Origin of the sequence: Brevibacillus sp. HB1.1 (assembly GCF_013332445.1) — a bacterium.
In the GTDB taxonomy this organism is placed as follows: Bacteria; Bacillota; Bacilli; order Brevibacillales; family Brevibacillaceae; genus Brevibacillus; species Brevibacillus porteri.
The window spans coordinates 14,542-39,015 of record NZ_JABMIV010000014.1 but is presented as its reverse complement, the minus strand read 5'-3'; the positions used below and the strand labels follow the sequence as shown (position 1 = coordinate 39,015).

The following is a 24,474-nucleotide window of genomic DNA, read 5'->3' as shown; positions in this document are numbered from 1 at the left end:
TGATTAGTTCGTATATCCTAAAATTTAGTTTCCATTTATCTGCCAAATTGCCTAAAGAAACCAACTATGTCGACTTTACCATAAGATAAACGACAACATCAAGTGTAAATTGCTGTCGAATAAAAAAATAGCCGTAGAGTCACTATATGTACAAATAATTGGTAGCATTTATCATAACTGGGAGCTGATATATGTGAAGGAACGTAACATTCTTGCAGGATTTCAAACCGAAGACGATGCCCAAGAGGCAGAAAAAGCACTTCGACAAGCTGGTTTTTCCATCATTCAGATCGACAGAATTGGACAATTCCCTGGTGACGGGAATGAACAGATCATGAATCCTATTTCCGGAGATTTTCCCAGCTTGGGCAGCCTTACATTGGCAGGTGACTTCCCAAGCGGCAGGGATGCAAGCATTATGGCAGCAGTAGATCCTGACGCCAGCGGCATGGCAGACCGGGGCGACGATAATTTATATCGGAGTGTCTTGTTAACGGCAGTCGTACCAGAAGAACAAGGTGATCTTGCAATCGAGATCATCCGATCGTATGGAGGCATGATCTAAAATAAATATAGCCATCTTCCCTTATCTAACTAGGAAAGATGGCTTACTTCGTTATGGACATCTGTGAACTCACACCTCTTGCATCGAGGTAACGTCTTTTAACGCAAGTCTGCGTATTTTCGTTTTCTCGGCGTCATTTTGTTGTTTGTATGTGGTGATAAAGCATAAGTAGCCATTGTTGAAATGAGTCATGGTTCCCTTGATGACGACGCCATTGATCATCTTTACCTGTACATTTTTGCCCAGTAGCTTCATGGCCTTTTGGTCAAATCCAAAACCCATCATCACTTTTCACCTCTCCATTTCTCCCTATGTCTATCCATATGCCCAGAGGGTGTCGTTTCGTGTCTGTCCGTTGCAAAAAAAAGAAAGCTACCGATTGATCGACAGCTTTCTTCTATTATATAGTCTATTGCTTATCCGTAAATGCCACGAACAATAACAGTTTGTTCACGATCCGGTCCTACGGAGAAGATCGACATTGGAATACCAGTCAGTTGCGTGATGCGCTCAATGTAGTGACGAGCGTTTTCTGGCAAGTCGTTCAGATTGCGAACGCCTGTGATATCCTCAGTCCAACCTGGCAACTCCTCATAAACTGGCTCACATTTCGCCAGCAGGTTGAGGTTCGCTGGGAACGCTTCGATAACTTCTCCATTGTATTTGTACGCTGTGCAAATACGCAGGGTCTCGATTCCAGACAGGGTATCCAGCTTGGTGATCGCCAAACCAGTGATACCACTGACACGACGAGCATGACGAACAACAACACTGTCAAACCAGCCTACGCGGCGTGGACGACCTGTTGTCGTACCATATTCGAATCCAACCTCACGAATATGGTCGCCAGTTGCATCAGTCAGCTCTGTCAGGAACGGACCATCACCTACACGCGTCGTGTAAGCTTTTGCAACCCCGATTACTTGGTGAATCTTAGTTGGTCCTACACCAGAACCGATAGTCACGCCACCCGCAATTGGGTTGGAGGACGTTACGTAAGGATACGTACCTTGGTCAATATCGAGCAATACGCCTTGTGCACCTTCAAACAATACGCGGTTGCCGCTATCAATGGAATCATTGAGGACAACAGATGTATCAGTTACGTAAGGACGAATGATTTCTGCCAGAGCCAAGTATTCATCCAGAATTTCTTGAAGCTCAAAGCCAGTTGTGTTGTACATTTTCTCCAGCAGCATGTTTTTCTCTGCCAGGTTGCGCTCGAGCTTGCGAGCAAACTCTTCGCTATCCAACAAGTCAGCGATACGAATACCGATACGTGCTGCTTTATCCATGTAAGCAGGTCCGATACCTTTACGGGTTGTACCGATTTTGTTAGCACCGCGGCTATCTTCCTCTACGCCATCCAGCTTGATGTGGTACGGCAGAATCACATGTGCGCGATCACTGATTTTCAAGTTGCTTGTAGAAAAACCGAAGCTATGAATGTACTCCAGCTCTTTTACCAATGCTTTCGGATCGATTACCATACCGTTTCCGATTACGCAGGTCTTGTCACTATAAAAAATTCCGGATGGAATCAAATGCAGCTTATACTTGTTACCATCAAAAATAATGGTATGGCCTGCGTTGTTACCGCCTTGGTAACGAGCCACTACCTCTGCACTTTCAGCTAGATAGTCTGTAATTTTACCTTTACCTTCATCGCCCCACTGGGTTCCGACGACAACGACTGTTGACATCGAAAAACACCTCCTGATATTATCATGTCTTTTCGGGCCTGAAACAATCTAAGTTTACTAAACGAGACTCCCCATGTCAACGCTAAATACGAACATTCATATAGTTAGTTCTTAATATGTTCGGCAATTCAATATAGAAAAAAAAGCCGGAATTTCTCCGGCTTTTTTTCCATTCCAACTATTAACCTGCTTGATTTCGAAAGCGATGATCCAAGTTAACAAACTTGTTGAATTCTTTCAAGAACGCCAACTCCACCGTCCCGGTCGGGCCGTTACGCTGTTTGGCGATAATGACTTCGATGACATTCTTGTTTTCTGATTCCTTGTCATAGTAGTCATCACGGTACAAGAAGGCAACGATATCGGCGTCCTGCTCAATCGACCCCGACTCACGGATATCAGACATCATCGGTCGCTTGTCCTGCCGTTGCTCTACACCACGGCTCAACTGCGACAGGGCAATAACTGGCACGTTCAGCTCACGCGCGATCCCTTTTAGCGTACGCGAGATCTCAGATACTTCCTGCTGACGGTTATCTCCTTTGCCTCGTCCATGAATCAGCTGAAGGTAGTCGATCAGGATCAGTCCCAAGCCCTTCTCTGTTTGAAGGCGACGGCATTTCGCCCGGATATCCTGTACAGTAACCCCGGGTGAATCGTCGATGTAAATCGGCGCTTTCGCCAGCGTACCAATTGCCATCGTTAGCTTTTGCCAATCATCTTCCTCCAGTGACCCTGAACGCATCCGGGACGCATCCAGATTGCCCTCCGCACAAATCATACGCTGTACCAGCTGAGGAGCACCCATCTCCAAGGAGAAGATGGCTACGGTCTCACCTGCACGAGCTGCTACGTTTTGGGCGAGATTCAAGGCAAAAGCCGTCTTCCCTACGGAAGGACGGGCTGCCAAGATAATCAGGTCACTGCGCTGCAATCCTGCTGTCATCTTGTCCAAATCCGTATATCCCGTAGAAATCCCCGTAATATCACCGCGTCGCTGACTCAAAAACTCAATCCGCTCATACGTTTCCAGAAGGGCATCACGAATCGGTGTAAAACCGCCACTGTTGCGATTTTGACCGATCTCCATGATGTACTTCTCCGCATCCGCGATGATCTGCGTGACATCATCTTCACGGGAATATCCGTCATTGGCAATCTTGGTAGCTGTATGAATCAATCGCCGAAGCAGCGATTTTTCTTCTACAATTTTTGCGTAGTATTCGATATTGGCAGCCGTTGGAACTGAGCTAGCGATTTCCGTGAGATACGTAACGCCACCGACTTCATCCAACAGCTTGTGGTCCTGTAGATCCGCTGTAACAGTAACCAGATCGACAGGTTCGCCTTTTTCATAAAGGTCCACCATCGTTTGAAAGATGCGCTGATGCGCTGTCTTGTAAAAATCCTCCGGACGGAGAATCTCAATGGCCGTGATTAAAGCTTCCTTAGACAAGAACACGGCACCCAGTACCGATTGTTCCGCTTCCTTGTTCTGTGGCGGCACACGATCCAAAAACAGGTCGCTCACGTCACACCCCCCACAATTGAGACATTATTCTTCCACAACGTGTACTTTCAGAGTCACAGTTACTTCGTTGTGCAGTTTTACTTTGATTTGCGTCACGCCCAAAGCACGGATGGCATCCATTTCGAGCTTCCGCTTGTCTACTTTGATTTTATACTGATCTTCCAGCGCTTGCGCTACTTGTTTGCTGGAAATTGCACCGAACAAGCGACCACCTTCGCCTGCTTTTCCTACTACTTTCACTGTCAGCTCTTCCAGCTTTTTGCCCAGCTCCTGAGCATCCAGCTTTTCTTGCTCCTTGCGCTTATCTTCGCTGCGCTTTTGAGCGTCGAGCGTTTTCACGTTGCTATCTGTCGCTTCTTTTACCAGCTTCTTTGGCAACAAGAAGTTGCGTACATAGCCCTCTGACAAATCCTTAACTTCGCCTTTTTTCCCTTGGCCTTTTACATCTTGAAGAAAAATGACTTTCATCATCGTTTCCCCCTTTATATTTTGGCCTATACGACCGAGTCAATCGCTTCTTTCAAACGACGTGTAGCTTCTTTTATTGATATGCCTTGAATTTGTGTCGCAGCACCAGTGAGGTGACCGCCTCCACCCAGCAGTTCCATGATGGACTGAACATTGATGTCGCCCAGAGAACGTCCACTGATCAAGATTGTATCGTCAGATCGCTCTGCAACAACAAACGACGCCTGGATACCTGACAAAGTGAGTAGCTGCTCAGCAGCTTGCGCCACCTGTACCTGCGTGTAATCCTCGGACGGATCGCCTATGGCAATCGCCATGTTGTCGCGGTACGTTTCCGTGTTCATGATGATTTTTGCCCGCTTCACATACTGTCCCAGATCTTCCTTCAACAGACGCTGGACAGCCGCGGTATCGGCCCCGTTACGGCGAAGGAAAGACGCCGCTTCAAAGGTCCGTGAACCTGTGCGGAAGGCAAAGCTTTTGGTATCCACCACAATCCCTGCTAACAGTGCCGTTGCTATCAGATTGTCGATATTCAATCGCTCGCTCTGATATTGCAAGAGCTCTGTGACGAGCTCGGCTGTAGAAGAAGCATATGGTTCCAGATACAAGAGTACTGGCTCAATGAACTCCTCTGAACGTCGATGGTGGTCAATCACTACAATTCGGCTCGTTTCCGTCAACAGCTTCGGCTCAATCACCAGCGATGGTCGATGCGTATCAACAACTACCAGCAATGTGCGGCCAGAAATGAGTCGGATCGCCTGTTCTGGCGTGATAAAGGTCTCAGCCAACTCTTCATTGGCATAAATCTCTTTCATCAGACGCTCGACAGAATGATTGCCTTCATCCATGACGATATAAGCCGTTTTGTTGTGCAGCTGCACAGCCTTCAATACACCAAGTGATGCCCCGATGGAATCCATGTCAGGCTGTTTATGCCCCATGACAATGACGTGCTCCGCCTCATGAATGAGATCACGCAAAGCATGTGCAATAACACGAGCCCGGACACGTGTCCGCTTTTCCACCGCATTCGATTTCCCACCGTAGAAAGTGAGCTTGTTGCCAATCTTGACAGCGCACTGGTCGCCACCGCGCCCCAATGCGATATCCAAGCTTGATTGCGCCATTTGTCCCAGCTCAATGTAAGTGGTAGCAGCCGCTCCAACCCCGATACTAAGCGTAATCGGAATTTTGTTGTCAGCCGTCATCTCCCGTACTACATCGAGAATGTCAAATCGCGATTCTTCCAATTTATCAAGTGCTTCCCGTTCCATCAGAGCCAAGAACTTGTCGGCCGTGATTCGGCGAAGATATATGCCATGTTTGTTGGCCCACTCTGTAATCACACCAGCCACGCTTGTAGAGAGCAGCGTACGGCTCTGATCATCCATGACTTGTCCAACCTCATCCAAATTGTCGAGGTGAATGATGGCAAGTGCAGCCTTTTCTCGATGGTAACGAGTCGTCAGTTCTTTGAAATCCGTAATGTCCTTGAAATACAAAAGGCGCTCATCGGACCGCACAATGACCTCGTATACCCGCTCGTTATAAGTAAACTCCAGCCGTTTTTGCTCCGGCTTCCAAACCAGTTGGGGGAATACCTCTTGGAGGCTTTTCCCGATCATGGATTCATCCCCGGACATATGCGTCATATACGGGTTTACCCACTCAATTGCCTTTTCCTCGTTGTATAAAAGAATTCCGATCGGCAGTTCCTGGATAACGCCTTCTCCCGCCTTCTTCACGCGATGGGTGACCGTCGCCAAATACAGGCGCAAGTCTCGTTGGAACCCCTTTTCTGCTTGAAGAGCGTAAAGAACCAAGCCAATCAAGCAAATCATGCCGATCGCCCCGTACATCCAATGGAACAAGGTCAAAATCCCCAACAACAGCAAGCTAAAGCTGAGTGCCAGGACCATGTGCATCCCGTACCAACGCTTTAACAGGAACTTGGGCATTTCCTCAGCCCCTCTTCACTCTTGTTTCCAGTTTTTCACGCAAACGAATTCCTAGGTCAAATATCCCTACCAGACTAAGTATAGTACTTAGGGGGGGAAAAATAAATAGACAGACAATGAGCACAGGAGTCAATCTCTTCCAGCCATACAAATAGGCAGCAAATAGACAAAAACTCAAGCCCTGCAAAACAAAAATAACATCCAGCATGACTTTCAGGTTCATCAAGGCGATTTCCCAAAACGTGCCCTGCATGCTTTCAGCAAACAACAAAAGACTGATCATCGCAATGAAGTAGTAATAAATCAATGACCGCGGGAAGCTCCATTCCCGAATTGGCTTCAATGCTGGAATCGGTCTGCGCAGACGTCGCCCAATCAGACTCGCCAATCCATGAATAATGGCGGTCGATAAAAAGCTGAACATGATAAGACTCGTAGGCAAGACGATTTTACCCAGTTCAAGGAGCTGATCAAACTGCTCTTTTGGCATCATTGCTGGACGCATCTTAGCAACTTCTTGCACGATGGCATTAAAATCAACGTTCATTCCGAATGCCGCGAATGCCAGCATGGAAACGACACTCAAAAAGGCAACGCCTGCCCCCGCCACAATCGCCGGAAGAGCCGCTCCTTTTTTCGCATAAAAAATCCCCATTGCTGAACCCCAAACCGCACTCGAAAAAGCAAGTGTTGCCGCAAACGGACCAGTAATGATCCAGCCCAGAAACGTAAAGGCAAGGGAGATCCAAACCATGTTAGGTACTGTTCGATTTACTGCCAAAAGGATAAAAGGCAGAGGTATCAAGAAACTGACGAGTCCTCCCAGTATGGTATATGTACTGAGAAACAGCAGCACCAGTGCGATACCCAGCATAAGGGCATTTTCAGCCAAGTGTTTCGTTTTGGACGGCATGTCAGCACCTCATTATTCATGTCTCATGTACACTTTCCATAGAAAACTATGGAAAAAAGAGGGCCACGCAATTGTGCCCCTCTTTGTATAGCTTTTGAAAATTATTCAGCAGTGTAAGGCAACAGTGCTACTTGACGGGATCGCTTGATTGCGATTGTCAGTGCACGTTGATACTTCGCAGAAGTACCAGTTACACGACGTGGCAAGATTTTGCCGCGTTCGCTGATGAACTTTTTCAGCAAGTCAACATCTTTATAATCGATGTGCTTGATTTTGTTCACTTTAAAGAAGCATACTTTACGACGCTTATTAGGACGTCCTTTGCGTGCCATGATAGTCCCTCCCTCTTAGGAATGTGAAAGTTATACGATCTTAGAACGGCAAGTCATCATCTGAAATGTTGATCGGCTTGCCTGCACTCGCGAAAGGATCACCAAACGGATCATAGTCATTATTTCGTTGACCGGATGGTTTGTTACCGCCACCCATGCCTGGTCCTGGATCGTATCCTGAATTGTCTCCGCCGGATTCATTGCCTCGACCGCCCAAAAATTGAACGTTCTCCGCAACGACTTCCGTCACGTATACCTTTTTACCTTCTTTATTATCATAGGAACGTGTTTGCATACGTCCTTCGATGGCTGCTTGTCTACCTTTACGCAAATAGCTTGCGCACAGGTCGGCAAGTTTTTGCCAAGCGACAATGTTAATGAAGTCCGTTTCTCTCTCACCCGCTTGATTGGTACGGGGACGATTGACGGCCACAGTAAAAGTAGCAACGGCAACGCCATTTGGCGTGTAGCGAAGTTCAGGATCTTTCGTCAGGTTGCCGATGAGAATGACTTTATTCATCTTGGTTCCCCCTCTGATCGCGACAATGATTACTTCTCATCACGAACAAACATAAAGCGGATTACGTCGTCATTGATTTTCATCAGACGCTCAGCTTCCGCAACAGCATCGGAGTTCGCTTTGAAGTTCATCAAAACGTAGTAACCTTCACGGAACTTGTTGATCTCGTACGCAAGACGACGTTTACCCATTTCTTGAAGCTTAGAGATTTCGCCACCATAGTTAGTTACAACATCGCTGTAACGAGCTACATTGGATTTTACTTTCTCTTCTTCAAGGTCTGGACGCAATACATACATTACTTCGTATTGGCGCATACCTTTTCACCTCCTTATGGACTTTAGCGGCCCTGTTCGGGCAAGGAGCGAGTGCTAAAACGAAACGCACAAAACATGCACTCCATAAATACTCGCATTATCGTATTATAGCAAACTGCCTAATTCGAATCAAGAATTTCGTACTAAACATTGAAGCGGAAATGCATAACATCTCCATCTGCCACTACGTACTCTTTCCCTTCAAGACGGTACTTCCCACGTTCTCTGGCTACTGCTACGGAGCCAGCATCTACCAGATGATCATACGCAATCACTTCGGCACGAATGAAGCCGCGCTCGAAATCAGTATGAATCACGCCTGCTGCTCCTGGAGCCTTTGTACCCTGACGGATGGTCCAAGCGCGTACTTCTTGTACACCTGCTGTGAAGTATGTTACCAATCCCAGCAGCTTGTAAGCAGCACGAATCAAGCGGTCGAGACCAGACTCAGAAAGTCCCAACTCTTCCAAGAACATTTCTTTGTCTTCGCCCTCGAGCTCAGCAATTTCTGCTTCCACCTTCGCGCTGATGACAACCACTTCTGCGCCTTCACCCGCTGCATGCTGACGAACTGTCTGCACATGCGGGTTGTTGTCTGCATCGTTAATGCCGTCTTCTGCTACGTTGCACACGTACAGCATTGGCTTGATTGTCAGAAGATGCAAATCACGAATCCATTTGCGCTCTTCGTCATCGAGTTCAACACTGCGAGCAGATTGACCCTCTTCAAATGCTGCTTTCAATTTCTCCAGCACGTCCAGCTCTTGCTTGGATTCCTTGTCGCCAGATTTCACTTTGCGTGCAATTCGGTCAATACGACGATCAACAGAGTCCAGGTCAGCAAAAATCAGCTCCAGGTTGATTGTCTCGATATCGCTCAAAGGATCGACTCGACCTGATACGTGAGTGATGTTCTCATCTTCAAAGCAACGTACAACATGTGCAATTGCGTCTACTTCACGGATGTGTCCAAGGAACTGGTTGCCAAGGCCTTCGCCTCTGCTCGCGCCTTTTACCAAGCCTGCAATGTCTACGAACTCAAACGCAGTTGGAACTACCTTGTTTGGTACAACGATCTGTGTCAGCTTTTCCAGACGCTCGTCTGGTACCTCTACGATCCCTACGTTCGGGTCAATCGTACAGAACGGGTAGTTAGCCGATTCAGCGCCCGCTTGTGTAATGGCATTAAACAATGTCGATTTTCCTACGTTAGGAAGACCTACAATCCCGCATGATGCACCCATCTATATACACCTCGTTCATTTATTATCCAACTCAAATAGTCTATCACATTCTGTCATTGCGTCCAATCAGCCATTAACTTGAAAACAATGAATACGATTTAAACTAGTAAACACCCCGTCTCCTAAAATAAGGTTGGGTTAAATAGGCTACTCACACGCTATTCCCATTTCGTGAGTCAAAATTCCTGCTGCCCAAACGGTTTCATTTCTATTTTTTTATCTTACCAAATCATTTAATTCCGTCACTGAAAACGCCTGATATGTAAATTCATGTAAACGAATGTAGTATTACACACTACCTTTCAGGTGGTGGGACAAAAAAAGAAATGCTAGACTGAAAAAAACTTGTTCTTTGAAATATCTCGACATTTTCATAAAAGAGGTGACTACAAAAATGAAGCTCTTACTTCTCGGTGCCACTGGTCGCGTAGGAAGCCATATCCTCGACTATGCATTAAAAGATGGGCATGAAATAACCGTGCTCGTTCGCTCAGCAGACAAGCTCGCTCACCTAGCTGCTGAAAACCTGCGTGTCCTGACGGGAAATGTCCTCGATCAAAAAGATGTTGCATCAGCCATGCGTGGAGTTGACGCGGTCATTAGCGCACTCGGGACAGACAAGGCAACGACGTTATCCGAGGGAACTCCTTATATAATTGAAGCAATGAAGCGAGAAGACGTTACACGCATTATTACGGTGGGCACCGCCGGCATCTTGCAAAGCAGAGTTTCTCCTGACCTGCTCCGCTATCAATCCAGTGAGTCCAGACAAAAATTGACGCGTGCTGCCGAGGAACATCACAAGGCATACTCGCTCTTGGAACAGTCCGAGCTCGATTGGACCATTGTATGTCCGACATATTTGCCTGATGGAGAGTATACTGGCAGTTACCGGGCCGAGGCTCACCAGCTGCCTGTAGATGGGATGCAAATCTCCGTGCCGGATACGGCGGAGTTTACGTATCAGCAGCTTTCTACTTCCGAATACATACGAGCGCGAGTCGGCATTGCCTATTGATACATACAGGAAAAAAACAGGCTCCTATCCGTAATGGAAGGGAGCCTGTTTTGCTTCTGCCGTTTCTTTACTTCTCGTTTACCAGCTTTTCCAGCTCATTCAATGTCTCTTCAAAGATTTCCATTGCTTGCTCGATTGGCTGGGACGTGGACATGTCCACACCTGCTGCTTTCAGTACCTCGATAGGCGGAGCAGAGTTACCCGCTTCGAGGAAGTTTTTGCGAACTCGATCCACTGCTGGCTGACCTTCATCCATGATTTGCTTCGCTAATGCTTGTGCAGCGGCAAAGCTCGTCGAGTATTGATAGACGTAGTATTTATAGTTATAGAAATGGCTCACACGTGCCCATTCCATACCGATTTCCTCATCGGAAACCATGTCTTTTCCGTAGTACTTTTTGTTGATGTCGAGGTAGATCTTCTTGATCGCTTCCGCATTCAGAGATTCCCCAGCTTGCTCCTTCTCGTGAATCGCTCTCTCGAACTCCGCGAACTGCGTCTGACGGAACAGCGTGGAACGGAAGTTTTCCAGATAGTGATTCAAGAGATACATCTTCTCTTCTTTCGTCTTCGCCTTCGCGTACATGCTCTTGAACAGCAGGGTTTCATTCATCGTTGAAGCTACTTCTGCCGTAAAGATTGGATAGTTGGACGAAATGTACGGCTGGTTTTTGTTCGTGTAATACGATTGCATGGCATGTCCCATCTCATGGGCGATGGTATACACATCATCGAGCGTACCTTGGTGATTCAACAGTACGAATGGATGTGTGTCATATGCCCCCCATTGGTAAGCACCCGTACGCTTGTCATCCGTGGAATAGACATCTACCCAGCCTCCATCCAGGCCGTCAGACATTGCCTTCACATAGTCATCACCCATTACCTGTAACCCATTAACGACAATTTTCTTTCCTTCGTCGAAGGAAATATATTTGTCATCAGATGGAACGATCGGCACGTAAATGTCGTACATGTGCAATTCCTTCACGCCAAGCATTTTCTTTTTCAAAGAAATGTAGCGATGCAGCAATGGTAGATTGTCATTCACCGTGTCAATCAGCTCATCATACACCTTCGTCGGTACGTTGTTCGGTGTCAGGCTTGCTTCCAGTGCAGAATCGTAATTGCGTACAGCTGCGTAAAAATTATCGCCCTTTACTTTGGCAGCCAACGTCGATGCAAACGAGTCTTGGAAATTGATCAGTGCACCATAGTACGCCTTAAACGCTTCTCTGCGCACATTTTGATCCTTGCTTTCCAGATAGGAAATGAAATTGGCACGCGTCAACTGAACTTCCTTGCCTGTCTCATCCTTGATTTTAGGGAACCTCACGTCTTTGGACAGCATGCTGTAAATGTTTGTCGGTGCACCACCCAACGGAGAAGATTTTGCCAAGAGCTGCTCCATATCCGCAGAGAGTGAGTACGGCTTCGTTCTCAGCATGTCTTCGATAAACAGCTTGTAAGGCTCAAGCTCCTTTTCGGATAGCAAGCTCTTTATTTTGTCATCGGGAATCGCAACGATTTCAGGCTGTACCCACGAGGTTTTTTCTGTGACAAGCGTGGACATTTTCTCACCACGGTCTCCCAGCTTTTGCAGATCAGGATTCGCGGAGTTTACATCGAGAGACATGTTTGCGTACACGTATGCTTTGTCATTTAAACGCATCAATTCAACATAGTCATCGAATGCCGCCTGCATCGCAGCAGATGATGTACCCAGCTTGCCTTGGTGCTTTGTGAAAGCGTTTGCCAAAGATTCAACCTTAGCAACATCCTTTTCCCATTCCTTAACAGTCGGATAAATATGATCTAGCTTCCACTTGTACGCATCTGGGATCTCAGCGCGAGTTTGATAAGAAGGCTTCTCAGCAGCAAGAGCTACCGCCTGCGTGCTGTAAGGAATGAATGGTACGGATACTGTCGACAATGCAATGGCCAAAGCCGTAACTGATGCAAATACTTGCTTCTTCAAATCTCAATCGCCCCTTTTCTTCTATCTATTTTTGCCAAAATTATAAGTGTGTAATTATATTTTCACCTGCCAAATTCCTTCTTACTAATAAAAATTTTTCAAATATTCAATAACAACCGTCAATTTATCCAGAGAAAATCCCCTTTTGTGGATAAGTCTGTGGATAAGTATTTACTAACAACTTTTTATCCCCCACAACGATTGCAGACACTCCTTTTTTATGCAAAAAGTTGTCCACATTTTCTGTGGATATGCTGTGAATAACTTATTTTCTTTGGAACTAGGGCATCCGCCTATACCTCATATTGGGTTCCTACATAGCATGAGTATTGAAACTACGGTAGGAGGTGTTAGCAAGTGGGTATCTTTAACGGCTTCGACGATTTCGCGCTGATCTTGGTTCTGTTCATCCTTCTCGTTATCGTAGGTTGCGACTGCGACTAACCTACTCCGCTGCCATCCAGCCTATCTGAAGGTAAGCTTGCATCCTCAGCAGCCTTACCTTCTCCATTGCACATAGATCATAACCAGGCGATGCAGCCCAGGGATAATGATCAGTCATAGCCTAAGTACCACCACCGGGAGATACATGTAATCGTACAAAATGAAAAAGGATGCGCCTCTATTGGCTGCATCCTTTTTTTTACCCACATGCTTGAATTATTTAGATCCTGTCTGAAAAGTTATCCACTGCACTTGATTTACATTACCTGCTGTGTCCTTTACCAAACCCATAATGAGACTTACCTGATATCTCGTATGTGGCTGCCATTTTCCTTTTGGCTTCACAGACAACATCCGCTTGCTTTTGTTCCACGTAATGGTATGCGGAACGATAGCCCCTTTTTCATCTGTCACGCGAACTAATGGCCCGGCCGTTTTGCTGGAGAGGACTCCACCACCAACCAAAGCAATCTCTTCTGCAAACTGGAGTGTCACTTTATTCTGGAGCCCTACATTTTTAGCCCCGTGACCAGGCAATATGACTGCTTGTGGAGCGATATTATCCACAAGTTTTTTTGTTTGAAACGTGCTGGTCAACTCTGGATTCAAATTACCGCGCTGATCCTTCACTTTTTTGGCCAGCAAGCTTATTCGATAAGACGCCCCTGCTTCCAGATTTCCTATCGGATCAATCGTCATGCTTCGATCTGTTTTGTTCCATTTTGCCGTAAAACGAACCTTCTTTTTTTTCGCATCCGTGAGCGAAATGATCGAGAGACCAGATTTGTCAGTGAGCTCTTGACCATTTTTCAACGATACTGTTCCCGAAAATGTCAGTGTAATGATTTCATCCGGGTCTATTTCTGCCGATTTGTCAGCCAGGGATATTCTCACTCCCCATTCGTTTGCTGACTTTGCCCACACTCCCTGTGATGGAAGTAGGAAAATCGCAAGCACTACTACCCACTGCAACCACCGAACACTCATCTTTTCCATCGAACCCCTCCCGTCTATAACGACAAAGCCGCTCCCTGAAGCATATAAACGCGTCGCTTCATCGTTTACAGGCATTGTAGAAAAAGACAGATGGGTTGATCAAAGAAATATGGTCTATGCTTGCGGTTCTTCCTCTGCGCGAATCAGTATCTTTTTCAGCTTGCGTTCAAACTCTAGTCGTCCAATCATCACACTATGATCGCAACCCGTACATTTGATTCGCACATCCATGCCCATGCGTATGACCTTCCACGCATTCGTGCCACATGGATGTGGCTTTTTCATCTGTACGACATCCCCCAGTCCAAATTGCTTGCGTTCCATTTCTCTTTCTCCTCTCTACACTGTTCCCTTTCCAGACACCGCGACAATTTTGGGATACGGAATTTGAATGCCTCGGTTTGTTAATTCCGTTCTGATCTTCGCACGCAAATTTCGATTGACCCCGTGATGCGTGTTCGGCTTGCACTCAGCCGTAACCCGGATGATGACTTCGGAAGGTCCCAGTGCATGTACTCCCAAAATTTGCGGCTCAGCTACGATATCCGTCAATTCCGTTTGAGCCGATGCCAACACTTCTTTGAGCACAGACTCAACTTGGTTCAGATCTTCTTCATACGCTACAGATACGTCGACAACCGCTAACGTATTTTGCAAAGAAAAGTTGGTCACTTGATTAATCGTGCCGTTTGGAAAGATGTGTACCTCACCCGTCCAGCTTCGCACCTTTGTAATGCGCAGACCAATCTCCTGCACCGTGCCCGTCAAATTGTTGATCGTTACGACGTCTCCGACAGCAAATTGGTCCTCAAAAATAATGAAGAATCCCGTAATGATATCACGAACGAGACTCTGCGCCCCAAAACCAACTGCCAGCCCCAGTACCCCTGCGCTTACCAAAACAGGACGCAAATCAATGCCCAACAGCTGCAAAATCATGAGAATCGCCAAAAAGTAAATGCCATACTGCACGACATTGTTGACAAGAACCCGCATCGTGTCTACTCGACGTTGATCCATTTGAATCTTGCTTCCATGCCGGTGCTGGAACACTTTATTTACGCCTGATTGCACAACCGACACGACGATTCGCGATAACAGGATAATCGCTGCGATTTTCAGTACAGCCATCCCTATATTTACCCACATATCTGCATCGGTCACATACGTATATACTTGGGCATAAATTCTCTCAAAAAAACCAGCCTGATTCATTCCTCCCGCTCCTTCTGCTCCCCGTTTTCGTCGACCTCGCTATACTGGCCAAAAAACTGACGGAAGTATCCTCGTATTACCACTTGTTGTTCCATCATGATCGCTTTCGCTCGTGAGTAATCCGACAGTGGGAACTCAATGGAAAGGGCACAGCCTGCCGTTATTTCTTTCGGTGTTGGTCTTGTATCGATCTCAATATCTTCGTACTCCAGCAGCATTTCTGCCCGCAAGGCTTGCTGCGTGGAATCAAACGCGATCAGCACTGTCTCTCCTCCCATTTCACTCCCCCTCATCTATTTCACACAAACTGCTATAGGCTCCTCTTATTTTACCTGTTCGCTTTCATGCATGCCAGCCTCACTGAGTTTTCAAAACCTACGTAACTTTCCCATTAGCAGGTATAAAAATGTCATATCGGTACGATACTGTGAATACTTTTATATAACCTTTTACAGGTTGGTTTAAGCCAAGTCGGCAAGAGTGGGGGTTTCCATGAGCACATCCGATAATCGCAAGGATTATTCTTTGCCACCTTTTAAAGTGGAATACCGCAGTGAAAACGCAGACGAGCATCTCGCCGGTCACCTTGCACAGCGCTTTCGCTTAAATCGGTTCGATGACGACCTTGTCATTGTATGTATTGGGACAGACCGTTCTACTGGTGATGCTCTAGGCCCATTAGTAGGAACCAAGCTCATCGCACAGTCAACTCGTTTTTTGCAAGTGTACGGAACGCTTGAGGACCCTGTACACGCCATGAATCTTAAGGAAAAATTAGAGCTCATCCAAGCGAATCATCCGACAGCTACACTCATTGCAGTCGATGCCTGTTTAGGTCAATTTAGCCACGTCGGAAACATCAATGTGATTAATGGTCCACTAAAACCAGGGGCTGGTGTTAAAAAAGAGCTACCTCCTGTTGGTTCCTTTCACATTACCGGGATTGTCAACGTAGGAGGATTCATGGAGTATTTTGTCCTTCAAAATACCCGCCTCTCCATCGTCATGAACATGGCAGATATCATAGCTTCCGGACTGGCAAAAGCCGTAACACTGGCTTCTACGCCGAGTCGATTCGATAGTGTCTTATATGATTGACCGTTTCTTTTTGCAAAAGGTTCCATCCCTCTTTAGAAAACTTGCTTTTCGATCTGTTCTCTCCCTCAACGGACGACAGGTCTATTTTTTTTACACAAAAATCGTCAGACGCTTTTCAATCACTTGAGCACTGATCGTCGTTGGCGCTACGCTTTCTCCATCTGCATGGACGGGCAGTTGTCCTGCTGCTTGTATCGTTACCTGCTTGCCCCTATAAAAACGGACACCCGGATGATGACGGTGAGCTCCTGTGAATATTTTCGGGAAAGCTGCTAACAATCCGAATCGACTCATACCACTTACTACGCAAATATCCGCAATCCCATCGTCCGGTATAGCATCGGGGCAAATCAGCATTCCGCCTCCGTAATTCGGAATATTGGCAGCGACAACTAGCCAGACAGCCTTTAATCGAACCTCAAGACCATCAACGTTCAGTACGATGTCACGTGGCTGATACGTAAATACGACGCGAATCACCGATATAATGTAGGCGAGTGCTCCTAGCTTGTACTGATTCAGCCAAGCTTTGTACACAGCTTGATCCGTTATCTTTGCTACCTGTGCATCGAATCCGGCCCCGATTGAATTCGCAGCCACTTCTCCATTCAATAAAATCAGATCGATTCGCTTTTCCCCTTTTTCCGACAGAATTCGTTCTAATGCCTGTAACGGTTTCATCGGAATTCCATGTCCGCGAGCGAAATCATTCCCGGAACCAGCTGGTACCAATCCAAATCGGCAATCTTGATTCGACTCGTATATTCCGTTTATCACGCCTCGGACCGTTCCATCGCCTCCGACAGCAATGATTTTATTTACTCCCTCTTTTTGAATCAGCTCTTTTGATAATTTTTCTACTTCCCCCTCTCCTGATGTCATCCTGACATGAAAAGGCGCTCCTAGACGTCGTAGCGTTGGCTCAATTTCCCTCCATACTTTCAACCCTGTGCCATTGCCCGATACAGGATTGACGATTACACCCAACATAGTAATTCTCTCCCCAACATGCTGTCATACTGTACTGTTTCGTCCCACTTATCCATACTTGCTCGCAAATCAAGTTTTTGTATCATATTATCGCATGCTATTTTTATCGATGATAGTTGATTTTTCATTAAAAAAGACTCCTCCCGAAGGAAGAGCCTCTGTGCCATCTATGAAAACAGCTTTGAAATCCAATCTATAAAGGGAACTCCGACTGCTGCGATCACTAATGCTGGCATCATGTTGGCTACCCTTATCTGTTTGATCTCCAAGACGTTTAATCCAATGGCAATGATCATCAAGCCACCTACCGCCGTTACTTCTACCAGGATCGCATCCAGCATCGTTTCGCTTACCACACTGTAAATGCGTGTAGATAATAACGCAATCATGCCTTGATATAAAAACACGGGCACAGCCGAAAAGATAACACCGATTCCTAGCGTTGATGTGAAAATGATCGCAGAGAATCCGTCTAGCAATGCTTTCATAAACAATACATCATGGTTGTTACGCAAACCACTGTCCAATGCACCCAGTACAGCCATGGCTCCAATACAGTACACCAGCGTCGTCGTGATAAAACCAGTGGCGATACTGCCTTGGCTTCCCCCAACTTTCCTCTCCAGCCAATGCCCCACATTGTTTAAGCCTTTTTCTATCCCAATCCATTCACCTAGTACTGTTCCTAGCACAATACTGATAATCACGAGTAAAAAATTATCCGAACCCAGGCACATTTTAATGCCCAATATGAATACGGCCAGAGCAATTCCTTGCATGACGGTTTGTCGCATCGACTCCGGAATTCGCTTCAACATTCTGCCTAACAATGCTCCTAAGATGATTGCTCCGGCGTTGACCAATGTTCCTAGCAAGATCACTTGCGCTGTCCCCCTACAGATGCCTTACCCTTACACAAACGCTGCTGCTATTTCTCGAACAGCGTTATGAAGCGCTTCTACATCTTTCTCTGAGTTGAAAATTCCAAAGCTGGCGCGAACCGCTCCACGTTGTTCGGTACCGGCAGTCTGGTGACCCAGTGGCGTGCAATGAAAACCCGATCTGGTCGCAATCCCGTATTGTTGATCCAGGATAAACGATACCTCTGCTGCATCCACCTCTCCGATATTAAAAGCAACCACACCTACACGTTCCGTCTCAATCCCCGGTCCGTAGACATGTACACCCTCGATCTTCTGCAATCCAAGGATCGTTTGTTTCACTAACTCCCATTCGTGCTGACGAATGTTGTCTACACCTTTTTCCATGACAAAATCAACGCCTGCTTGCAGCCCTGCCAAACCAACCGTATTGAGTGTTCCGCTTTCGTATCGATCTGGACGAGTTGTTGGTTGATCGATCGCTTCAGACTGACTACCTGTCCCCCCATGAATCAAGGGCTCGAGATCAATATCATTGCTCACGTACAAACCACCTGTACCTTGTGGACCATACAGTCCCTTGTGCCCAGGAAAAGCAAGCATGTCAATATTCATTGCCTCTACATCGATAGGCAAAACACCAGCAGATTGAGAAACATCCACCAAAAACGTAATTCCGTGCTCTTTTGCCAGTTTCCCCAGTTCGGCTACAGGCAGAATGACACCTGTCAAATTGGAGGCATGACTCACAACGATTAACCGCGTCGCGGGCGTAATTGCCTTGGCAAAATCCTCTACATAGAATTGATGGTCTTCTCTCGGCTCGACAAAAGTAGCTTCTACCTGGTTGTTTTTGCGCATGTACTCGATGGGACGTCTTACCGAATTATGCTCAACAGACGAAGAAATAACATGATCGCCTGCTTGTAAGAATCCTTTTATCGCCTGATTAAGCGCTTGAGTAGCATTGAGATAAAAAAAGAGGTTATTCGGGTTTTGAATCCCAAACAACCGCGACACTTGCACCCGTGTCCGAAACACAGCTTTACTCGCTTTCATCGCCAGTGCATGTCCACCTCGGCCAGGATTTGCAGCAAAATCTTCGATGACCTCCGCCATCATGTCTTTGACTGCTGGTGGCTTCGGCCATGTAGAAGCTGCGTTATCCAAATAGATGATCGCCATGACTACCTCCTGGGCTTACTTCTCTATATTCAACATATCGATGATTCGCTCCAAGTCTTCCTGTGAATAGAAGTCAATCTCGATCTTGCCGCGCTTCGATCCTTTCTTAATCTTGACCGATGTTCCAAAACGACTGCGTAGCCGTTCCTCCATCTCGATCAATACTGGCTCGTTTTTCGCTGGCTTTTTCTTTTTTGTTTCACGTGAAACATTGAGCTGCTTCACAAGCTCCTCCAACTGACGAACACTCAATCCTTTTTCCACCACGTCATTTGCGAGCTGTTGTTGTAATTTCTTATCCGTTACCCCAAGCAAAGCACGCGAATGTCCCATGGATAGTTCGGATGCCGAGACCATTTTTCGGATCTTCTCTGGCAGTTGCAGCAAACGCAGCATGTTGGCTACATGCGGTCGACTCTTCCCTATCTTTTGTGCAAGCTGTTCTTGCGTATAATCATGGTGAGAAATCAGCTTGTCATAAGCCTCTGCCTCTTCGAGTGGATTCAGATTTTCCCGTTGCAAGTTCTCAATCAGGGCAATCTCCATTAATTGCTGATCTGTGTACGCCTTTACTACTACCGGAACCTCTTTTAACCCCGCTACTTTTGCAGCACGCAATCGTCTTTCTCCAGCTACCAGCTCGTAACCTTTGATGCTTTTCCGAACAATCAGCGGCTGGATGATCCCATGCTCTTTGATCGATTGTGCTAGTTCCTCGATAGCCGATTGCTCGAATTCTTTCCGGGGCTGATAAGGGTTAGGACGAATCTCATTGATGGAAACTTCTTTTACCTGTTCCCCTTCTTCGATGAGATTGGAAGTAATAAGCGCATTCAGCCCTTTTCCCAATCCTCTACTCATACCCCTACCACTTCCTTCGCCAAATCAGTATAGACTTCCGCTCCTCTTGAGCGTGGATCGTACGTAATGATGGCTTGTCCGTGTGACGGCGCTTCACTCAAGCGAACATTTCGAGGAATAATTGTCTTGTATACTTTGTCCTGAAAATACTTTTTCACTTCTTCAATCACTTGCAAACCGAGATTCGTACGTGCATCGAGCATCGTCAGCACGACACCTTCGATAGCAAGCTGTGAATTCAAGTGTTTTTGGACCAAACGAATAGTGTTCAACAGTTGGCTTAATCCCTCTAGCGCATAGTATTCACACTGGATTGGAATTAAGACGGAATCAGATGCTGTCAAAGAATTAACGGTCAAAATCCCTAAGGATGGCGGGCAATCGATGATGACGTAATCGTACTTGTCCTTGACAACTTCCAGCGCCTTTTTCAGACGAACCTCACGAGAAATCGTAGGAACCAGCTCGATTTCCGCACCTGCCAATTGAATGGTGGCAGGAATGATCATTAATCCTTCAATTTCAGTTGGCAAAGTCGCATCGACGGGGTTGATATCATTGATCAGGACATCATAAATGCAGTACTTAACATCTGCCTTATTTACCCCGATCCCACTGGTTGCATTTCCTTGCGGATCAATATCAACCAGCAGCACCTTTTTCCCCAATGCGGCCAAACAAGCACTTAGATTGACGGACGTAGTCGTTTTCCCGACGCCGCCTTTCTGGTTCGCAACCGCAATGATTTTTCCCAACTTCTCCACCTCTTTTTTGTCGTGTAGGAAAGCTTGTGGTTTGACCAGTACACTCTCCAGTACGTCTTTCAAAGTCATCTTCTGTATCCTCATCTAGTTAGTCATTCGAGTCTATTTACGATTTGCTCGTATTCTTGTAAAACGATAGTCTTTTATACAATTTCCTTCGTTCGTTGCCATTCAGTAACCTTACATGGCCTGTACATAATAAGACGAAAAAAGTCTCTGCAAAGTTATCCTCATTTATTATCGAGTAAACCTGCAAGTATGCACAGGTTGGTACTCTCCATGTTATCAGATTTACAGCTTAGTCGTACGCTGTTTTTTTTAGATAGTGAGACAAAAAAGCCTGATTTTTGTCCCAAAAATGCAAATTTCCCTAGCTTTTTTTATACGAAATGCTTTTTTCTGGAAATTAAACATTACCGAAAGTCTCTTTTTCCTCTAAATAATCAGCATTTGCCCAAAAAGAAAGGCGACCTTGTCGCCTTTTTTGTTACCATCGCATTTATTTCCCTGTTTCCTTGTTTTTCGGAATACGAATGGTGAATTGATAGAATTCATCATGATCTTCTTCCGCCGTCTCTACAGGTAGGCCCGTCTGGATCACCATATCGATCGATTGTCGAACAGTATTAATCGCAATCCGCGTATCTCTTGAAAATGCTTTCCAGCGAGGCTTCGCATCTTTTTCCGATTTTGGGTTCTCAGCCAATTCTAGAAGCTGCTTCACGCGCACTTCCGTCTGTTTCACATTCCATTCCCGCTCCAAAATCTCCAACAGGACCTTATTTTGTAATTCTGGTTCTTTTAACGGAATCAGAGCCCTTGCATGACGCTCTGTTACTTTTCTGGACAACAATGCATCTTGAATTTCTTGTGGTAAATGGAGCAAGCGCAGTTTGTTTGCGATTGTCGATTGTCCTTTGCCTAAACGTTGAGCAAGACTCTCTTGCGTCAAATTGTGCAAATCAATCAGCTTTTGATATGCGACTGCCTCTTCAATGGCTGTCAAACCTTCTCGTTGCAAATTCTCAATCAAAGCGATAGAGGCTGTTTGCGAGTCATTAAACTCTTTGACAATCGCAGGAATCCTCTCCATGCCCAATTTTCTAGTTGCGCGCAAACGTCGTTCTCCAGCAATCAATTCATAACGACCATCGCGAACCCGCACGACAATCGGTTGAATGAGCCCATGAGTTCGTATCGTTTGACACAACTCATCAATTTTCTCGTCATCAAATACAGTACGAGGTTGATATGGATTCGGTACAATCTCCTCAACTGGTATTTGTTTGATTTCTTCGTTATCTGTCTTGTCCGTCAAGCCAAAAATCCGAGAAAATGAATCTTTAACTGCCATAGAAAAATCCCCCACTTCTACCCGTTCCATCCGTGCAATTTTAAAGTCTTTGAAGAGGTGTTCAAAAAGTCATTTTTGATCACGAAGTAATCCTGAAGAGATTGCGCAACAACGAAACAAGCGTTCACCTTCGAAGTCCTGGTGCTCATGTAGCTCCCCTACATTCCGCCCCTCCATCTTCAGCTTCTCGCCACTTTCTTGGTGCTGAAAAGACGACTTTTTGAATACGTCCTTGAAACTGAAAAAGGTCCTGTCCAATCAACGACAGAATCTCCCTCGAAACATTTTGTATCCCTCGCCCATCCATTGTCCGGATATGACAGATTGAATATGTTCTTTGATTATTGCTGCTAAGGAAAAATGGCATATTGGCGTCGTAAGTGAGTGCAGTCCTACTCTTTTTACATAGGTCCTCCTCTTACATCGTTAGAGACAGCATGCATTTATTTAAAAAAAGCTTCACAAGCCCTATCGTACACGCTGCTTAACAGACTCTTCCTGCCCATCCGGTCGGTTTGTAAAATTGCCTTTGACCTAATCTTCTTTCCCTATACGCTTTCTTCAGGTTCATTTATATATATGTAATTCTGCAAGATTCGTCCAATTCCTGCTAACGAAAAACGTTTCACGTGAAACATCAATCGTGATCTTCGTCATAAAAATCGCGATCGTCACGGTGCTTTGGCCTCTCTTCACTTCCAATGCTCTCATCAGTAGGATGTGAAATCTTGGTGACAGAAAACAATCGAGGGAAAAGTCTATGAAAGTCTAACGTCAGGTAAGAGAAAATCGCGGCAACGATCGCAGCGACATACATTCCTGCACTGAACATTAGACCAATGGCTGAAGCAACCCACATCCCTGCTGCCGTCGTCAGTCCTTTCACCGTACCATTGAATTTAATAATAGCTCCGGCTCCCAAAAATCCCATGCCCGTCACGACTTGTGCAGCTACCCTCCCTGGATCGTGATTTACACCACTCGAAGAAAAGCCATAAATAGAAGCTAGTCCAAAAAGACACGAACCAAAGCAAACGAGACTATACGTTCGAAACCCAGCACCTCTTTGCCTACTCACATCCTTTATGAATCTCTCTCGCTCCCATCCCATGATGGCACCTGCTAGAAAAGCAAGAAAGAGCCGAAGCAATATGGTCGGGAGTTCTGGCGGAAAAAAGGAGGAAAGTACTGCTGCTTGCATAGTCTAATCACCCTCTCATACGATGTCATTCCTTCGAAGGAGCTAGTACTATGTATATGCCGAGCTGTAGACTCCATGATCCAAGAAGCAAACCTGAGAGACTACTTTTGAGGCATACTTTCCATTTCATCAGGAATGGGCAATTTCACTTAAACTATCCATACGAAAAAAGGCCGCAGCACGTGGCTACGACCCTCTCGTATGACTGACTCCTACACTAACGGCTTTTTCGCAGGAACTCCTGCCTTGCGCGGATAGCTTTTCGGTGTCGCTTCTATTTTTTCCATGATGACGATGTTACGCTCTCCCGCTTCCTCTAGAAGCTGGAATGTCTCGACCTTTCTCGTCTTTCCACCGAGCGTCTTGATTGCCTTTTTCGCTTCAGCAAGCTCTGGAGTAATCTCCGCTCCCTTGAGAGCGACGAAGTGTCCTCCGACTTTGGCAAAAGGAAGGCAGAACTCCGATAACAGATTGAGTCTCGCAACAGCACGTGCCACTACGAGATCAAACTTTTCCCGATAAATCGCTTCTTGCCCTCGATCCTCAGCACGCCCATGTACGGGATTTACGTTCTCCAGGCCCAGTTCCTTAGCTACATGCTGCAAAAAGCTCATTCGCTTATTCAAGGAATCAATGATCGTCATTTTCAGATGTGGGAAGCAAATTTTCAAAGGAATGCTCGGAAAGCCTGCGCCCCCACCGATATCTACAACCGATTGCACCTGGTCAAATGGGAAGTAAAAAGCCGGCGTGATCGAATCATAAAAATGCTTGTTGTACACTTGCCCCTCTTCGGTAATCCCGGTCAGGTTCATCTTCTCATTCCATTCCACCAGCAGGCGGTAAAAATGATCAAACTGCTCCTTCTGACGATCCGTCAAAGAAATCCCCTGGGCTGCAAGTACCTCGGCAAACTGTTCTTTCGTCATAGC

The 24,474-nt window shown here is 46.1% G+C and carries 27 protein-coding genes; 4 read left to right on the top strand and 23 right to left on the bottom strand.

From position 1 onward, the window contains the following. Window positions 1-109 precede the first annotated feature (109 nt). The gene (locus HPY27_RS26455; protein ID WP_173623510.1) at window positions 110-565 is read left to right on the top strand and encodes a hypothetical protein; all 456 of its coding nucleotides are present in this window, start codon (window positions 110-112) and stop codon (window positions 563-565) included. A gap of 69 nt (window positions 566-634) precedes the next feature. On the opposite strand, the gene HPY27_RS26450 is transcribed toward HPY27_RS26455, so the two are convergent. The 10 genes from HPY27_RS26450 to ychF all read right to left on the bottom strand — a co-directional run bounded on the left by HPY27_RS26450 (window position 635) and on the right by ychF (window position 9,557). Continuing rightward, window positions 635-850, bottom strand: a complete 216-nt coding sequence (locus HPY27_RS26450) for a hypothetical protein (protein ID WP_020477510.1) — start codon at window positions 848-850, stop codon at window positions 635-637. 131 nt (window positions 851-981) lie between these two features. Further along, the gene (locus tag HPY27_RS26445; protein WP_017246817.1) at window positions 982-2,268 is read right to left on the bottom strand and encodes an adenylosuccinate synthase; all 1,287 of its coding nucleotides are present in this window, start codon (window positions 2,266-2,268) and stop codon (window positions 982-984) included. Between the two features lie 181 nt (window positions 2,269-2,449). Beyond that, window positions 2,450-3,799, bottom strand: a complete 1,350-nt coding sequence (gene dnaB / locus HPY27_RS26440) for a replicative DNA helicase (protein ID WP_017246818.1) — start codon at window positions 3,797-3,799, stop codon at window positions 2,450-2,452. 24 nt (window positions 3,800-3,823) lie between these two features. Continuing rightward, entirely contained in the window at window positions 3,824-4,267 is a 444-nt protein-coding gene (gene rplI / locus HPY27_RS26435; RefSeq protein WP_017246819.1) for a 50S ribosomal protein L9, read from the bottom strand. 26 nt (window positions 4,268-4,293) lie between these two features. After that, window positions 4,294-6,231 carry a DHH family phosphoesterase gene (locus tag HPY27_RS26430; RefSeq protein WP_007720189.1) on the bottom strand — a complete coding sequence of 646 codons (1,938 nt, stop codon included), beginning with the start codon at window positions 6,229-6,231 and terminating at the stop codon, window positions 4,294-4,296. Window positions 6,232-6,235: 4 nt separating this feature from the next. Beyond that, window positions 6,236-7,144: a DUF2232 domain-containing protein gene (locus HPY27_RS26425; protein ID WP_174226353.1), complete on the bottom strand. Its 909-nt coding sequence runs from the start codon at window positions 7,142-7,144 to the stop codon at window positions 6,236-6,238. Window positions 7,145-7,245: 101 nt separating this feature from the next. Next, on the bottom strand, window positions 7,246-7,476 hold the full coding sequence (rpsR, locus tag HPY27_RS26420; protein WP_016739387.1) for a 30S ribosomal protein S18: 231 nt from the start codon (window positions 7,474-7,476) through the stop codon (window positions 7,246-7,248). Between the two features lie 40 nt (window positions 7,477-7,516). Then, a complete protein-coding gene (locus HPY27_RS26415) occupies window positions 7,517-7,996 on the bottom strand; it encodes a single-stranded DNA-binding protein (RefSeq protein ID WP_016739386.1) in 480 nt (159 codons plus the stop codon). A 29-nt stretch (window positions 7,997-8,025) separates the two neighbouring features. Further along, window positions 8,026-8,313: a 30S ribosomal protein S6 gene (gene rpsF, locus HPY27_RS26410; RefSeq protein ID WP_007720183.1), complete on the bottom strand. Its 288-nt coding sequence runs from the start codon at window positions 8,311-8,313 to the stop codon at window positions 8,026-8,028. Window positions 8,314-8,456: 143 nt separating this feature from the next. After that, entirely contained in the window at window positions 8,457-9,557 is a 1,101-nt protein-coding gene (gene ychF / locus HPY27_RS26405) for a redox-regulated ATPase YchF (protein WP_017246821.1), read from the bottom strand. A 394-nt stretch (window positions 9,558-9,951) separates the two neighbouring features. Here ychF and HPY27_RS26400 point away from each other — a divergent pair, with 394 nt between their 5' ends. After that, window positions 9,952-10,575, top strand: coding sequence for an NAD(P)-dependent oxidoreductase (locus HPY27_RS26400; RefSeq protein WP_173623511.1), 624 nt, complete (start codon window positions 9,952-9,954; stop codon window positions 10,573-10,575). A gap of 67 nt (window positions 10,576-10,642) precedes the next feature. On the opposite strand, the gene pepF is transcribed toward HPY27_RS26400, so the two are convergent. Further along, window positions 10,643-12,553, bottom strand: a complete 1,911-nt coding sequence (gene pepF / locus HPY27_RS26395; protein WP_017246823.1) for an oligoendopeptidase F — start codon at window positions 12,551-12,553, stop codon at window positions 10,643-10,645. Between the two features lie 357 nt (window positions 12,554-12,910). Between pepF and HPY27_RS30695 the strand changes: the two genes are divergently transcribed. Beyond that, window positions 12,911-12,997 (top strand): YjcZ family sporulation protein, encoded by an 87-nt coding sequence (locus HPY27_RS30695; RefSeq protein WP_017246824.1) that lies wholly within the window; start codon window positions 12,911-12,913, stop codon window positions 12,995-12,997. Window positions 12,998-13,213: 216 nt separating this feature from the next. Here the strand turns inward: HPY27_RS30695 and HPY27_RS26385 are convergent, their stop codons facing one another. The 4 genes from HPY27_RS26385 to HPY27_RS26370 all read right to left on the bottom strand — a co-directional run bounded on the left by HPY27_RS26385 (window position 13,214) and on the right by HPY27_RS26370 (window position 15,486). After that, a complete protein-coding gene (locus HPY27_RS26385) occupies window positions 13,214-13,993 on the bottom strand; it encodes an Ig-like domain-containing domain (RefSeq protein ID WP_017246826.1) in 780 nt (259 codons plus the stop codon). A 114-nt stretch (window positions 13,994-14,107) separates the two neighbouring features. Continuing rightward, window positions 14,108-14,317: a DUF951 domain-containing protein gene (locus HPY27_RS26380; protein ID WP_007720174.1), complete on the bottom strand. Its 210-nt coding sequence runs from the start codon at window positions 14,315-14,317 to the stop codon at window positions 14,108-14,110. Between the two features lie 15 nt (window positions 14,318-14,332). Continuing rightward, complete coding sequence (locus HPY27_RS26375) at window positions 14,333-15,208, bottom strand: mechanosensitive ion channel family protein (protein ID WP_017246827.1); 876 nt, start codon at window positions 15,206-15,208, stop codon at window positions 14,333-14,335. After that, entirely contained in the window at window positions 15,205-15,486 is a 282-nt protein-coding gene (locus HPY27_RS26370; protein ID WP_026042915.1) for a putative Se/S carrier protein, read from the bottom strand. Before HPY27_RS26370 ends, HPY27_RS26375 begins: the two co-directional genes overlap by 4 nt. Window positions 15,487-15,700: 214 nt before the next feature. Between HPY27_RS26370 and yyaC the strand changes: the two genes are divergently transcribed. Beyond that, complete coding sequence (gene yyaC / locus HPY27_RS26365; protein ID WP_017246828.1) at window positions 15,701-16,306, top strand: spore protease YyaC; 606 nt, start codon at window positions 15,701-15,703, stop codon at window positions 16,304-16,306. A 90-nt stretch (window positions 16,307-16,396) separates the two neighbouring features. On the opposite strand, the gene HPY27_RS26360 is transcribed toward yyaC, so the two are convergent. The 8 genes from HPY27_RS26360 to rsmG all read right to left on the bottom strand — a co-directional run bounded on the left by HPY27_RS26360 (window position 16,397) and on the right by rsmG (window position 24,471). After that, window positions 16,397-17,296, bottom strand: a complete 900-nt coding sequence (locus HPY27_RS26360) for a diacylglycerol/lipid kinase family protein (protein WP_174226352.1) — start codon at window positions 17,294-17,296, stop codon at window positions 16,397-16,399. 167 nt (window positions 17,297-17,463) lie between these two features. Continuing rightward, on the bottom strand, window positions 17,464-18,177 hold the full coding sequence (locus tag HPY27_RS26355) for a DUF554 domain-containing protein (protein ID WP_017246831.1): 714 nt from the start codon (window positions 18,175-18,177) through the stop codon (window positions 17,464-17,466). Window positions 18,178-18,207: 30 nt separating this feature from the next. Continuing rightward, window positions 18,208-19,362, bottom strand: a complete 1,155-nt coding sequence (locus HPY27_RS26350; protein ID WP_174226351.1) for an aminotransferase class V-fold PLP-dependent enzyme — start codon at window positions 19,360-19,362, stop codon at window positions 18,208-18,210. A 15-nt stretch (window positions 19,363-19,377) separates the two neighbouring features. After that, window positions 19,378-20,223: a ParB/RepB/Spo0J family partition protein gene (locus HPY27_RS26345; RefSeq protein WP_017246833.1), complete on the bottom strand. Its 846-nt coding sequence runs from the start codon at window positions 20,221-20,223 to the stop codon at window positions 19,378-19,380. After that, complete coding sequence (locus tag HPY27_RS26340) at window positions 20,220-20,978, bottom strand: ParA family protein (RefSeq protein WP_015894094.1); 759 nt, start codon at window positions 20,976-20,978, stop codon at window positions 20,220-20,222. Before HPY27_RS26340 ends, HPY27_RS26345 begins: the two co-directional genes overlap by 4 nt. A gap of 508 nt (window positions 20,979-21,486) precedes the next feature. Next, entirely contained in the window at window positions 21,487-22,341 is an 855-nt protein-coding gene (gene noc / locus HPY27_RS26335; RefSeq protein ID WP_017246834.1) for a nucleoid occlusion protein, read from the bottom strand. A gap of 637 nt (window positions 22,342-22,978) precedes the next feature. Further along, entirely contained in the window at window positions 22,979-23,542 is a 564-nt protein-coding gene (locus HPY27_RS26330) for an MgtC/SapB family protein (RefSeq protein WP_017246836.1), read from the bottom strand. A gap of 212 nt (window positions 23,543-23,754) precedes the next feature. Next, complete coding sequence (rsmG, locus tag HPY27_RS26325; protein WP_017246837.1) at window positions 23,755-24,471, bottom strand: 16S rRNA (guanine(527)-N(7))-methyltransferase RsmG; 717 nt, start codon at window positions 24,469-24,471, stop codon at window positions 23,755-23,757. Window positions 24,472-24,474: the final 3 nt, after the last annotated feature.